This is a genomic window from Phenylobacterium sp. (assembly GCF_013911965.1).
Lineage (GTDB): Bacteria > Pseudomonadota > Alphaproteobacteria > Caulobacterales > Caulobacteraceae > Phenylobacterium.
Genome location: NZ_JACESE010000005.1, coordinates 191,451 through 204,590, shown reverse-complemented (window position 1 = coordinate 204,590; position 13,140 = coordinate 191,451). Strand labels below are relative to the sequence as shown.

Annotated in this window: 11 protein-coding genes and 1 tRNA gene; 10 read left to right on the top strand and 2 right to left on the bottom strand. The window is 67.2% G+C overall.

Annotated elements, in window-relative coordinates; genetic code table 11:
- Nucleotides 1-187 precede the first annotated feature (187 nt).
- Nucleotides 188-1,507 carry a site-specific integrase gene (locus H2041_RS07270; protein ID WP_293411006.1) on the top strand — a complete coding sequence of 440 codons (1,320 nt, stop codon included), beginning with the start codon at nt 188-190 and terminating at the stop codon, nt 1,505-1,507.
- A 9-nt stretch (nt 1,508-1,516) separates the two neighbouring features.
- Nucleotides 1,517-1,600 (top strand) — tRNA-Leu (locus H2041_RS07265).
- 16 nt (nt 1,601-1,616) lie between these two features.
- On the opposite strand, the gene H2041_RS07260 is transcribed toward H2041_RS07265, so the two are convergent.
- Entirely contained in the window at nt 1,617-2,090 is a 474-nt protein-coding gene (locus H2041_RS07260) for a Fur family transcriptional regulator (protein WP_293411003.1), read from the bottom strand.
- Between the two features lies 1 nt (nt 2,091).
- Nucleotides 2,092-2,535, bottom strand: coding sequence for a helix-turn-helix domain-containing protein (locus H2041_RS07255; protein WP_293411000.1), 444 nt, complete (start codon nt 2,533-2,535; stop codon nt 2,092-2,094).
- 69 nt (nt 2,536-2,604) lie between these two features.
- Here H2041_RS07255 and H2041_RS07250 point away from each other — a divergent pair, with 69 nt between their 5' ends.
- The 8 genes from H2041_RS07250 to H2041_RS07215 all read left to right on the top strand — a co-directional run bounded on the left by H2041_RS07250 (nt 2,605) and on the right by H2041_RS07215 (nt 12,993).
- Nucleotides 2,605-3,303, top strand: a complete 699-nt coding sequence (locus H2041_RS07250) for a cation transporter (protein WP_293410997.1) — start codon at nt 2,605-2,607, stop codon at nt 3,301-3,303.
- Between the two features lie 45 nt (nt 3,304-3,348).
- Entirely contained in the window at nt 3,349-3,678 is a 330-nt protein-coding gene (locus H2041_RS07245) for a hypothetical protein (RefSeq protein WP_257835913.1), read from the top strand.
- Between the two features lie 48 nt (nt 3,679-3,726).
- Nucleotides 3,727-4,980 carry a TolC family protein gene (locus H2041_RS07240; RefSeq protein ID WP_293410994.1) on the top strand — a complete coding sequence of 418 codons (1,254 nt, stop codon included), beginning with the start codon at nt 3,727-3,729 and terminating at the stop codon, nt 4,978-4,980.
- Nucleotides 4,977-6,173, top strand: coding sequence for an efflux RND transporter periplasmic adaptor subunit (locus H2041_RS07235; RefSeq protein ID WP_293410992.1), 1,197 nt, complete (start codon nt 4,977-4,979; stop codon nt 6,171-6,173). Before H2041_RS07240 ends, H2041_RS07235 begins: the two co-directional genes overlap by 4 nt.
- An 8-nt stretch (nt 6,174-6,181) precedes the next feature.
- Entirely contained in the window at nt 6,182-9,400 is a 3,219-nt protein-coding gene (locus H2041_RS07230) for a CusA/CzcA family heavy metal efflux RND transporter (protein ID WP_293410989.1), read from the top strand.
- Nucleotides 9,401-9,548: 148 nt separating this feature from the next.
- The gene (locus H2041_RS07225; RefSeq protein ID WP_257835911.1) at nt 9,549-9,890 is read left to right on the top strand and encodes a hypothetical protein; all 342 of its coding nucleotides are present in this window, start codon (nt 9,549-9,551) and stop codon (nt 9,888-9,890) included.
- 32 nt (nt 9,891-9,922) lie between these two features.
- Entirely contained in the window at nt 9,923-10,525 is a 603-nt protein-coding gene (locus H2041_RS07220; RefSeq protein ID WP_257835910.1) for a cation transporter, read from the top strand.
- Nucleotides 10,526-10,536: 11 nt separating this feature from the next.
- Nucleotides 10,537-12,993 carry a heavy metal translocating P-type ATPase gene (locus H2041_RS07215; protein WP_293410983.1) on the top strand — a complete coding sequence of 819 codons (2,457 nt, stop codon included), beginning with the start codon at nt 10,537-10,539 and terminating at the stop codon, nt 12,991-12,993.
- The last annotated feature ends 147 nt before the right edge of the window (nt 12,994-13,140 follow it).

The window sequence follows — 13,140 nt, the reverse complement described above, 5'->3', positions numbered from 1 at the left end:
GCCGAGCCGTCCGTTGACGCCCAGGCCCGGGCCGCTAGATTGCGCGCCCCGCTGGCCCCAGTGGCGAAATGGTAGACGCGGCAGACTCAAAAGCCAGGGGCGTCTATCTTTCGCTGCAGAATCAGCGACTTAGAAGGCCTTCAGACTTTCACATGTCTTGCACACCTGCTCAGCAGGAGCCAAAGACATGTCCGCCGAACGCCATACCCTTCTCGACGGCCGACTTCACGTTTACAGGCGCGAGAACAGCCGCTTCTGGCAATGCGCCATCTATCTCAGCGGCCGGAACTACCGAGCATCCACCCACCAGGACCGCCTCGACACGGCGATGACCGTCGCTCGGGAATGGGCGTTTGACCGTATTGCTGAGGACCGTCTGGGTGCCCGCAGCTTGCGGCTAAATAGGTCACTGGCGATGGAATCGATCGCGACTGCGGCTACCCGCTTGCCGAAAGGCAAGACTTTCCGCGAAGCCGCAGAAGCATTCGTTGCTGAGTACCAGGTGCTCACCCAGGGCGAGCGGAACCCTGACTACGTCAGTCAAAAATCCGCCCACCTGCGTCTTCGGTTGATCCCGTTCTTCGGAGACACTCCCGTGTCCGACGTGAGCGCTGGCATGATCCAGGATTACCGGCTCCACCGACTTAACCCGATGGCGCCCCAAGAGAGCAAGGTCGGTGGCCGGAGACGCCGGATCGAGAAGCCACCTTCGCGTTCGACCTTGCACAAGGAGATCGTGACACTACGGCAGGTGTTGAAGGCTGCAAACCGGAAGGGCTGGATTGCCGCCCTTCCGGATATGAGCGCCCCGTACAAATCGTCGGGGAAGATCGCGCATCGCGCTTGGTTTTCACCCGAAGAGTACAAGCTTCTGCACGATGCGACGCTGGAGCGTGCTCGCCGGCCGCTCAAGCAGCGTTGGCGAGCTGAATGCGAGCAGTTCCACGACTACGTGGTGTTCATGGCCAGTACCGGCCTCCGGCCCGACGAAGCTTCGCGGCTTCAGTACCGGGACGTCGGCATCATCAATGACGAGGCGACAGGGCAGCGCATTCTCGAGATCAAAGTCAGGGGAAAGCGCGGCACCGGCTACTGCAAGAGCCTGCCGGAGGCGGTGCCGGCGTTCGAGAGGCTTTCAGAGCGCAACACTCCGGAACCAGTCAGCCCAATCTTCGGCAAGGTGCAGCGGCAACTGCTGAACAGAGTTCTCGACGAGCTCGGGCTCAAGCACGATCGGGAAGGCAACCTGCGGACCGCGTATAGCCTGCGCCATACCTACATCTGCCTGCGGCTCATGGAGGGGGCCGACATCTATCAGGTAGCGAAGAACTGTCGGACGAGCGTCGACATGATCGAGAAGTTCTATGCCTCTCACATCAAGACCCGCCTCGACACGGCAGCTATAAATGTGACCAAGACCAGCGTCCGGAAGCAACCTTCCCGGTCTCACGTCGCGGGCGAACGCCCCAGCGACGACTTGGCGAACGCCAGCTTGGAAGATAGATAGATCACCGCCGCGGGCGTGGCGAAATGGTAGACGCGGCGGATTCAAAATCCGCAGTCGAGAGACGTGTCGGTTCGAGTCCGACCGCCCGCACCACCTGACTAGCAGCGCGTCAGACGCAGCCGGCGCAGGTTCCGTGCACTTCCAGCACAATCCGCGTTGGCCTGAATCCCCTTGCGTTGACCGCTGCAGCTGCCAAGTCCTGCATTCCGACATCAAGCTCTTCTACCCGGCCACAGCAGTCGCAGATCAGGAACTCGGCTGCTGCGCCATCGTGCTGAGCGTCACAGGCAAGGAAGGCGTTCAGGCTCTCGATGCGATGAACGAGACCCTTGCCGGTGAGGAATTCCAGTGCCCTGTAGACGGTCGGCGGCTTTGCTACCGGCTCTCCCTCAGTCGCGTAGGCGGAAATCAGATCGTACGCCTTCACCGGCCCGCCGGCCTGGACGAGCAACTCATATGTCCTGCGGCGGGACGCGGTCCATCGATCGCCCGCGGCCAGGCAAACTTGTTCTGCCTCCGCGAGAGCCGCGGCGACAGCCTTCAGCGTAGATCTGGTTCCATGAAAATGTGAGCAGCCAAGCATCTCAGACGGCCATGCGATCCGCTGCGCCGTGGTGGTGAGCGCAGAGGCTGTGATCAGCCAAGGTCTCGATGACGCGACATTCGCCGGCCACGCCACGACAGCCGGCATCGACCATGCGCTTCAACTCGGAGCGCAACGCCTGCAACTGGGCGATCTTCGTCTCGATTGAGGTCAGCTGTTCTGCTGCGAGGTCGTTTGCGTCGTCACAGGCGTGATCCGGATGATCGGCTAGGTCGAGCAAGGTGCGGATGGCCTGGACGGAGAAGCCAAGCTGGCGCGCGTGTTTGATGAACGCCAACCGGCGCACGGCTCTATCATCGTAGATGCGGCGATCGCTGTCCGTGCGGTCGGGTTCGGGCAGAAGCCCGATCTGCTCATAGAAGCGGATCGTCGGGACCTTCACGTCCGTCGCCTTGGCGAGTTTGCCGATTGTGAGCGCTGGCATGCGGCCTCCTGTCGTGTCGTGAAAATAGGTGCTTGATCCTCCAGCCACTAGAGGATGCAGGGTGGCGGCATGTCCAGTTGTTCGACCTCCGAAGAGCCGACTGCCGCGAGCTGTGGTTGCGGAACCGCTGTTGCGTTCGATGGCGCGTCTCCGGCCTACAAGCGGGCCCTCACCGCCGTGATCGCCATCAATGTCGTAGGCTTTGTCGTCGTAGCCATCGGCAGCTGGCTCGCCGACTCGGCTGCGCTGGCGGCCAACACGCTCGACTTCGCAGCCGATGCGGCCACCTACGCCTTGAGCCTGTGGGTGATTGGCAAGAGCGTCCAGGTCCGCTCCGGCGCTGCTTTCATCAAGAGTGCGAGTCTGGCGATCATGGCGACCGGCATTCTCTGCCTGGCCATCTGGCGCGCGCTCACCGGGGCCTCGCCGGAAGGCGGCGCCATCTCCGGCCTGGGCCTGTTCGGCGCAGCCGCCAACCTCCTGGCGGCCCTGTTACTGGTGCGCTTCCGCGAGGGCGACGCCAACGTCCGGTCCGTCTGGCTCTGCACGCGCAATGACCTCATCCAATGCCTTGCCGTGGCAGCCACCGGCGTGGCTGTCACTGTGGCAGGGTCGCGCTGGCCGGACGTGATCGTGGGCGTGCTGCTGGCAGCGGTCTTTTTCCGCTCCGCTTGGCAGATCACCGCTCAGGCCCGTGAAGAGCGTCGCGCGGCGAAAGCCGAACGTGATTTTGTAACGCATTCCCAGCGCTCGTCAGCCTCGATATAGGGACGGGCGATGGAATGGACCTCACCCTGGTGGCGGAAGGTCGGCATGGTGCTCGCTGCGCTCGTGCTGACCGTGCTCACGCTCGGGCCGGGTCTCGACGGCCTCATCTGCCGCGACGAAGGCAGCCTGAGCGCCGTTGCGGCTGAACTGCCTGTCGCCGCCGCCCCCGCCGACGATGCTGGTCCACCGCCTCTCGACGAGGGACGCGGCATCTGCATCCACGGACATTGCCATCACAGCGCGCCCTACGTACCGGCCACGCTAGCCGCCGGCGAGCTGTCCGCTCCGCTGCTGGCGGTTGCCCACCCGTTCGTGCGCAACCGGGTGCCGATCTCCGATCCCAAGTTCGGGCTGATCCGACCTCCCAGAGCCTGACGGCTCGCGCGCTGACGCGCTCATTCCGTCACGTTCAAGAGGGACACCATGAAACCCGACTTCCGCAGCTCGCCTTTGGCGGGACTGCTCTTGCTGGTCAGCCTCGGCGCAGCCGGCGCCGCTATGGCCGAACCTGCGCCGCCCTTCGCCGCACTGCTGGCCCAGGCGCAGGCCACCGCCCCCCGTCTCGCCGAGGCGCGCGCCAACATCGCTCGGGCCGAAGGGCTCGCAAGGCAGGCAGGCGCGATCCCCAACCCGAGCGTGGGACTCGAGATCGAAAACTTCTCCGGTTCCGGTCCCTTCCGCGGGACGAGCCTGTCGGAGACCACCGCGACGATCGGTCAGACTGTCGAGCTTGGCGGCAAGCGCTCGGCGCGGGTCGCGGCTGGGCGTGCGGAAGTCGAGGCGGCTCGCGCCCAGGCCCGCCGGATCGAAGCGGAATACGCCTTCGATTTGGCGGCCGCCTATGCTGATGCCGAGGCGGCCGAACGGAGACTGAAACTCGCCCATGACTCGCGAAGCCTCGCGGAAGAGGATGCGCGCATCGCCACAGCCCTGGTCGCGGCGGGACGGGAGGCCGACCTGCGGCGTCTCCAGGCTCAGGCGGCGGTGCAAGCCGCCCGTGCGGCGGTGGACGAAGCCCAGGCTGCGCGTGCGACTGCCTTCGGCAATCTGACAGCCCTCGCCGGGGCGTCGGCGCCAATCACCTCGATCCCGGTCAGCCTACTCGAGGCGAAAGCTCCACTCTTCTCCGGAGCCAATCCCGCAGCGAACGCGACGACGGCCTTCCTCGCTGCACAGGCTGAGCGAGAAGCGGCGGCGCGACGCCTTAGCGTTGAACGACGTCGAGCCATTCCGGATGTGACCCTCTCCGTCGGCCTGCGCCGTTTCCAAGAGGACGACGCCACCGCGCTCGTCGCGGGCGTCTCTGTGCCCCTGCCGCTGTTCGATCAGAACCGCGGCAATATCGCCGCCGCTCGGGCTGAACAGACAGCCGCCGAGGCCCGGCTGAACGCGGCCAGGCTCGACGCCGAAGCCGCCGTCCGCACCAGCACGGCGCGCATCTCAGCGGCCGAAACCCGGCTCGCGGCAGCCCGCGAGGGCGAGAGCACCGCCGAAGAAGCCTATCGTCTCGCCCGCATCGGGTACGAGGCCGGCAAACTCCCGCTCGCCGAACTGGTCGCCGCCCGCCGCGCCCTGACTGAAGCGCGCGCCCAAACCATTGCAGCCGCCGTCGAGCGGATCAGCGCCCAGGCCGCGCAAGCTCGGCTCAGCGGCGACGCCACCCCCGGAGTACAATGATGACAATGAAGAGGGACAATGCGCGCCTATATGGCGCGGTCGCGGCCGCAGTGATGCTGGCCGGCGGGGGCGGGTTCGTCCTGTCGAACATGATGAGCAAGCCCGCGGCTCCCGCCGCTGGCGAGGAGCACGCGGAAGAAGGCGCGGAGGAAGAAGGCCACAGCGAAGAGGGCGCCGCAGCGCCCGAAGGAGTCGTTGCGCTCACGCCGACGCAGATCCGCGCTTCCGGAATTCAGCTGGTCGCGGTCACGCGTGGCGGCGGCGGCGAAGTCCGGCTTTCCGGGCGTGTCGAGCCGATGATTGATGCCCGGGCCAGCGTTGGAGCGGCTGTGGCCGGCCGCGTGGAACGGGTTCTCGTAGCCGCCGGGCAATCGGTCCGCGCCGGCCAAGGCCTTGCGGTCTTGGTGAGCGGCGAAGCCGCAACCTTCCGAGCCGACGCCGACGCTGCAGCCGCAGCGGCCGACGCCGCGCGACGCGCCTATCAGCGTGACCAGAGCCTTGGCTCCCAGGGGATCGTTGCGCGGCAAGAGGTCGAGACGTCGCGAGCTCAAGCGCTCAGCGCCGAAGCGGCGGCGCGCGCGGCCCGGGCGCGGGCCTCGGCGTCGGGTAGGCCCAACGCTGCGGGCCGGTTGACCGTCATCAGCCCGATTTCCGGCGTCGTCACCTCTGTCGCGATCGGGCCTGGCGGCTTCGTCACGCAGGGCGGCGTCGTCGCCGACGTGATCGACCCCGACCGGGTCGAACTGGTCTTCAATGCACCGCCGAGTGTCGCCACCGGCGTTCGCGCAGGATCCCGGATTCGGGTCCAAGGGCCCACGGGCGAATTTGACGCCGTGATCGTCGGAGTTGCGACGGCTGCCGGCGAGCAGACGGGTGCGACGGTCATCCGCGCACGCGCGGCTGGAGGCGTGCTCCCCCCGGCAGGCTCGGCGGTGACGGGCGCGGTCATCACCGGCGCTGAGGCAGGCGGGCTGACAGTGCCAAGCGATGCCGTTCAGAGCATCGAGGGCTCGAGCGTCGTGTTCGTGGCGGTGAACGGCGGCTTCCGTGCCACACCGGTGCTGGTTGGGCGCCAAGCCGGCGGCCGCACCGAGATCCTCCGCGGGCTGGGCGGCGAGGAGCGGGTCGCCGCGGCCAACGCCTTCCTCCTGAAAGCCGAACTCGCCAAGGGCGAAGCCGAGCACGGACACTAGGACATCCCATGTTCAAAGCCTTGATCGAAGCGTCCGTACGCTTCCGCTGGTTCGTGATCCTTGCTGTCGCCGCTGTGGCTGCCCTCGGGCTCTTCGAACTCACCCGGCTGCCGATCGATGCAGTCCCGGACATCACCAACCGTCAGGTCCAGATCACGACCGTCGCGCCTTCGCTCGCCCCCGAGCAGATCGAACGGCAGGTCACCTATCCGCTGGAGACCGCCCTCGCGGGGATCCCTGGGTTGACGAGTACCCGCTCACTCTCGCGCAACGGCTTCAGCCAGATCACAGCCGTCTTCACCGACCAGACTGATATCTATTTCGCTCGCCAGCAGGTCGCCGAGCGGATGAGAGAAGCACAGGAGAACCTGCCCGAGGGTGTCGAGCCGGCGCTGTCCCCCGTGACCACCGGGCTCGGCGAAGTCCTGATGTGGACTGTCGACTACGCGGCCTTCGACCAGGCGAAGGCGCGGGCTGGGCGGCCGGGTTGGCAGCCGGATGGCGTCTACCTCACGCCCGAGGGAGAGCGGCTGGCGACTCCGCAGCAGAGGGCGACCTACCTGCGCACGGTGCAGGACTGGATCATCGCGCCGCAGATGCGCTCCACCCGGGGGCTGGCAGGCGTGGATACCGTCGGGGGTTATGTGAAGGAGTACGCAGTCCGCCCGGACCCCGCCCGATTGTCAGCTTACAAGCTCAGTCTGGGCGATCTTGTGCAGGCGCTCGAGCGCGCAAACACCCAGGCTGGCGCAGGCTTCGTTCAGCGGGCGGGCGAGGCCCTGGTCGTGCGAAGCGACGCCCTCGCCGGGTCCATTCAGGACCTGGCGCAGGCTCCGGTGGTGAACCGGGATGGTCTGGTCGTGAGGGTCGCAGACGTCGCGACCGTGGAGATCGGACAGGGCCTGCGGCTCGGCGCCGCCAGTCGCGACGGCCACGAGGCCGTTCTCGGCACCGCGCTGATGATCGCCGGGGGCAACAGTCGCACCGTCGCTCAAGCCGCGGCGGAACGGCTGGCAGAAGTGGATGATTCACTTCCGCCCGACGTGGTCGCGATTCCGGTGCTCAACCGAAGCGAGCTGGTCAACTCGACCATCAAGACCGTTGCGCGCAACCTGACCGAAGGCGCGCTTCTCGTCATCGTCATCCTCTTCCTGCTGCTCGGCAACATTCGCGCGGCGACAATCACGGCGCTGATGATCCCGCTCTCCTTCCTGTTCGCGGTGATCGGGATGAACCGGTTCGGGATCAGCGGAAACCTGATGAGCCTCGGTGCCCTCGACTTCGGATTGATGGTCGATGGCGGCGTCGTCGTGATCGAGAATACGCTGCTACTGCTCAGCCAGCGCCGTGCCGCGTTGGGTCGGGTGCTGACCCGACACGAACGTCTCGGCGCGGCGGTTGAGGCCGCCCGGCAGATGGTCAAGCCCGCCGCCTTTGGTCAGCTCATCATCCTGCTCGTGTTCGCCCCGTTGCTCACCCTCGAAGGCGTCGAAGGCAAGACCTTCCAGCCCATGGGCGCGACGGTCATGCTTGCCCTGGTCGGCGCGTTCATCCTGTCCTTCACCTTCGTGCCTGCCATGGCCGCCTTGCTCGTGCGGGATCCTAAGTCGGTGCACTCGGGCCCAGACGGAAGGGTGGAGGAGCACGAGACTCGCATCCTTCGCTGGGCGCGCCAGCGCATCCAGCCGGCGATCGGAGCGGCGGTGTCGCGACCAAGGATGGTGCTCATGGCGGCGGGCATGGCGCTGCTCGTTGGCGTGATCTCGTTCTTCACACTCGGCCGCGAATTCATCCCGACCCTGGACGAAGGCGATATCGCGATGCAGGCCCTGCGTGTGCCGTCGGCCTCTCTGGAGCAATCCATCGCCATGCAGATGGCGCTTGAGCGCGCCATCAAGGCTCAGCCGGAAGTGGAGACCATGTTCTCCCGCACAGGCACCGCAGAAGCGGCGGTGGATCCCATGCCGCCCAACATCTCCGACAGCGTCATCGTACTGAAGGATCGCAAGGCCTGGCCGGACCCGAGACTTCAGAAAGAGGAACTGATCGAACGAATCGAGAAGGCGGCGGGCCAACAGATCGGCAATAATTTCGAGTTCAGCCAGCCGATCGAACTTCGCTTCAACGAATTGATCTCGGGTGTCCGCACGGACCTGGCTGTGATGGTCTATGGGGACGACTTCGGAACGTTGCAGCGAACAGCCGATCAGGTCGCCGCCGCCCTGCGGCAGACCCCCGGCGCGGCGGACGTGCGGGTCGAGCAGGCCTCCGGCCTGCCCACCCTGACCATCAAAGTCGATCGGTTCGCTGCGGCCAGTTACGGCCTTTCGGCGGCGGACGTGAGTGAGGCCGTCTCGGCGGGCATTGGGGGCGCTGAGGCGGGTCAGATCTTCGAGGGCGACCGCCGTTTCGATGTCGTCGTGCGCTTGCCGGAAGCGGCGCGCAACGATCCCGCCGCCCTTGCAGCTCTGCCAGTCGTGTCGACCTCCGGCGCCGTGGTGCCTCTGGCGTCCGTGGCTCGCATCGACACAGCAGAAGGCCCCAACCAGATCAGCCGGCAGAACGGGAGCCGGCGGATGGTGGTGCAGGCCAACGTTCGAGGCCGCGACCTCGGCGGATTTGTGAGCGACGCCCAGCAGCGCGTCGCGAAAGTCGCCCTGCCCACCGGGGTCTACCTCGACTGGGGCGGTCAGTTCGAGAACCTGCAGCGTGCCGAACAACGGCTAGGACTGGTGATCCCGGTGGTCTTCGTGCTCATCGGCATTCTGCTCTTCATGGCGCTTGGCTCGTTTGCGGAGGCGGCCCTCGTCTTCGCCTGCGTTCCCCTCGCCCTCGTCGGCGGCGCCGTCGCCTTGCTCCTGCGGGGCATGCCCTTCTCCGTCTCCGCGGCTGTGGGGTTCATCGCGGTGTCGGGCGTGGCGACACTGAACGGGCTCGTCCTGATGCAGGCGATCCGCGAGCGCCTGACAGCAGGGCTGCTCCCGAAGGATGCAGCCATCGAAGGTGCGTCTAGCCGGCTACGCGCTGTCCTGACGACCGCTCTTGTCGCCATTGTCGGCTTCATCCCCATGGCCATCGCACACGGCGCAGGCGCTGAGGTGCAAAAGCCTCTCGCCACAGTCGTCATCGGAGGTCTGCTCACAGCAACCGCTCTGACCCTGTTGGTGTTGCCGACGTTTGCCGCCCAGGCGGTCCGACATCGGAGCGCCGAAGGGATTGAGGACTGACACCATGAGCGGAATGGAACGAGGCCCGTTGAAGGTCCGGAGCGGCCGGGTGCGAGGCGCGCCACGGCCGGGCCCCCGGGCTGCCCAGCGGTTCTGCCGTGTAGCGACTCTCGCCACGGGCTTGATCGCTGCGGCGTCCGGCGCGGCCTTGGCCGAGCCGACCCCAGCCGTCGAGCTCGTCGAAGGAGGCCCGCTAAAGATCCTCACCGGCTATCTGCGGGTCGGCGAACATCCGGCCGTGGTCCGCGGCTTGGTGCGCCGCCGCCCAACGTCCAGGCTCCCCACTGGGGGCCACCTGGATGTCGCCGCCTTCGACCGGCAGGGCGGCCTGCTGGCGTTGAAGCACGTCCGATGGCGCGGCTCCCTCGTGGGCCGGCATCCGGCAGCAGCGGCCTATACCGCTCGCCTCGGAGTGCCCGCGGACCTCATCGGTCGCATCCGGGTCAACTACGCACCCGCGGGCGCGCACCCCATCGGCCCCGAGCAATGAGGGAGGTCTCCGAAGTCAACTGCCAAGGAGACATGGCCGCATTGAGCGACGTCGACCGTGCGCAACGGCGGACCTTGCTTTGGGTGTTCGTGCTCAACGCAGCGCTGTTCGTCAGCCTTGGCCTAGCCGGTCTGCTCGCCGACTCGAGCGCGCTGATCGCCAACGCCGTTGACAACGCATCAGACGCCGCCGTCTACGCGATCAGCTTCTTGGCCGTCGGCCGCGCCGCCGTCTGGAAACGCCGAGCGGCGGGGGTCTCCGGTATCATGCTGCTGATCTTCGCGGGCGGCGTGCTTCTGGACGTGATCCGCCGCTGGTGGCTCGGAACCGAGCCCGTCGGTTGGACCATGATGGCCCTGGCGCTCGTCGCTGCGGGCGTGAACCTCGTTTGCTTATTCCTCCTGCGCCGTGCGCAAAGCGACGACGTGAACATGCGCGCGGCAGAGACCTTCAGCCTCAATGACTTCGCGTCCAACGGCGGCATCCTCGTCGCCGGGGCCTTGATCATGTGGCTGAACCAGGCCTGGCCGGACTTGGTCGTGGGCGTGCTGGTGGCCCTGATCGCGGCGAAGGGCGGGCTGGAAATTCTACGGGACGCGGCCGAGAGCCGCGCAGAGCCCGCGACGGAAAGTTGAAAGGACGCGCTGTGGCTGAAGACAAGCTTCGTCTCGAGATCCCGGTCCTGCTGCCGGCCGCCGCGGAGGCTTGCGAGCGCTGTGTGCAGCAACTCGCGGAGGTCCTTGCCTCACGGCCCGGGGTCGCCGAAGCGCATGTGCAGGGCCGCGAGGACGCGGTGCTCTGCGTGCACTTCGATCCAGCCCGAATCTCTGCGTCCCAGGTTCGCGCCCTGGCCGTGCAGCAGGGCGCCCGCCTCGCAAGCGCCTCCGGCCACGCCAACTTTCGCCTGAGCCAGCCGCTGCATGCCCGCGCCGCCCGGACCCTGGCGGACGACCTCCGAGGCCGTCCGGGGGTGCTCCACGCCGATGTGGGCGTGACCGGCGCGGTCCTGGTCGAGTTCGACCCCGCGAAGGTCGAGCCCGTCGCCCTGGAGGCCTACCTGCTGGAGCGCGCGGCCGCCCTTGGGCAGTCAAACGCGGAAGCCGCACGACGCAAGTCCTCCGCGAAGGAGGGCGAGCACGGGGGCCACGAGCACAAGCCGGGAGAGGGACACGAGCACAAGCACGGTGGCCCGTTCGGCGAGCGGACGGAACTGGTCTTCGCCGGGCTGTCCGCCGTGGTGTTGCTGATCGGCTGGCTTGCGTCCTTCCGCCTTGAGGGCGCCATCCCGCTGGCCTTCTATCTCCTGGCGTACGGGTTCGGCGGCTACTTCACGCTGCGCGAAGCGCTCGAAAATCTCCGTAAGCGCCGCTTCGAGATCGACACGCTGATGCTGGTCGCCGCGGCGGGTGCGGCGGCGTTGGGCGAGTGGGCCGAAGGCGCCCTGCTGCTCGTGCTCTTCAGCCTAGGCCATGCACTGGAACACTACGCGATGGGGCGGGCTCGCAGGGCCATCGAGGCGCTGGCCGAACTGGCGCCGGAGCGCGCAAGCCGCAAGCGTGGCGACACCTTCGAAGATGTCCCCGTCGAGGCGCTTGAGATCGGCGACATCGTCATGGTTCGGCCCAACGAACGGCTGCCGGCCGACGGGGTCGTCGTCGTAGGCGAGAGTTCGGTCAATCAGGCCCCCGTCACCGGCGAGAGCATGCCGGTCGACAAGCGCGCGGCGGGCCACGACATCGCATTCGAAACGGCCGATGCCGCGCAAAAGGTGTTCGCGGGCACCATCAATGGGGCTGGAGCCCTGGAGGTGCGCGTGGCGCGCCTCTCCGGTGAGTCGACCCTAGCTCGCGTGGTCACCATGGTCGCCGAGGCCGAGGCGCAGCGCTCGCCCACGCAGCGCTTCACCGACAAGTTCGAACGGATCTTTGTCCCGGCCGTCCTCCTGGGTGTCTTCGCCCTGATGTTCGCCTGGGTCGTGGTCGATGAGCCGTTCAGCGTGAGCTTCTACCGGGCGATGGCGGTCCTGGTCGCCGCCAGCCCCTGTGCCTTGGCGATCTCCGTCCCGAGCGCCGTCCTCAGCGGCGTGGCTCGCGCAGGACGCGGCGGCGTCCTCGTGAAGGGGGGCGGGCCGCTGGAGAACCTTGGGAGGCTGCAGGCTCTGGCGTTCGACAAGACCGGCACCCTGACGGAGGGACGCCCCCGCGTCACCGACGTCGTGCCTGCCGTGGGGGGCGACGAAGCGCGGCTCCTTGAGACGGCGGCGGCGGTCGAGGGGCTGAGCGACCATCCGCTTGCGGCAGCGGTGGTCACGGCGGCCACTGAAAGGCTGCCTGGCCCGCCCGGACGCGCCGAAGCGGTGGAGAGCATCACCGGACAAGGTGTCCGCGGGCGCTTTGGCGGTGAAGACGTCTTCATCGGGAAGCTCAAGCTCTTCGAGACCGTTCCGGGGGCGCCCGTGCCCGAGCAGGTGCGCAGTGAAGTCGAGCGGCTCTCCAGCTCAGGGCGGACCGTCATGGTAGTTCGGAGCGGCGAGACCTACCTCGGCGTGATCGGCCTACAGGACACGCCGCGCGAGGGCGCCGCAGAGGTCATCGCCGCCCTCCGCCGGCTGGGCGTCAAGCGCATGATCATGCTGTCGGGCGACAATCAGGGCGTTGCTGACGCCATCGCCGCCAAGCTCGGTCTGACCGACGCCCGCGGCGGACTGATGCCGGAGGACAAGGTCGCCTTCATCAAGGCCCTTCGCGAGCAAGCAGGCGGCGTCGCGATGGTCGGGGACGGCGTCAACGATGCGCCGGCCATGGCGAACGCGACCGTGGGGATCGCGATGGGCGCAGCCGGATCCGACGTGGCGCTCGAGACCGCAGACGTCGCCCTAATGGCGGACGACCTGCGGCGACTGCCCTTCGCGGTCAGCCTAAGCCGTCAGACCAGCGCCATCATCAAGCAGAACCTGCTCGTGAGCCTTGGGATGGTCGCCTTCCTGATCCCGGCCACCATTTTCGGCCTAAAGATCGGCGCCGCCGTTGTTTTCCACGAAGGGTCGACGCTCCTCGTAGTGTTCAACGCCCTGCGCCTGCTGGGCCATCGGGACAAGCCCTGAAATTGCTGTGCTTCAGCAAGCACTGCTACAGTCCTGCCAGCGATTGCAGTGGCTCGCACGTCGCGACGTTGGGCTGCGCAGTCCCTTTGCGGCGGCGCTGGACCGAGCGCGCTTCCCTGAAGCTCTGTCAGCGGGCCGCCGGCGCAG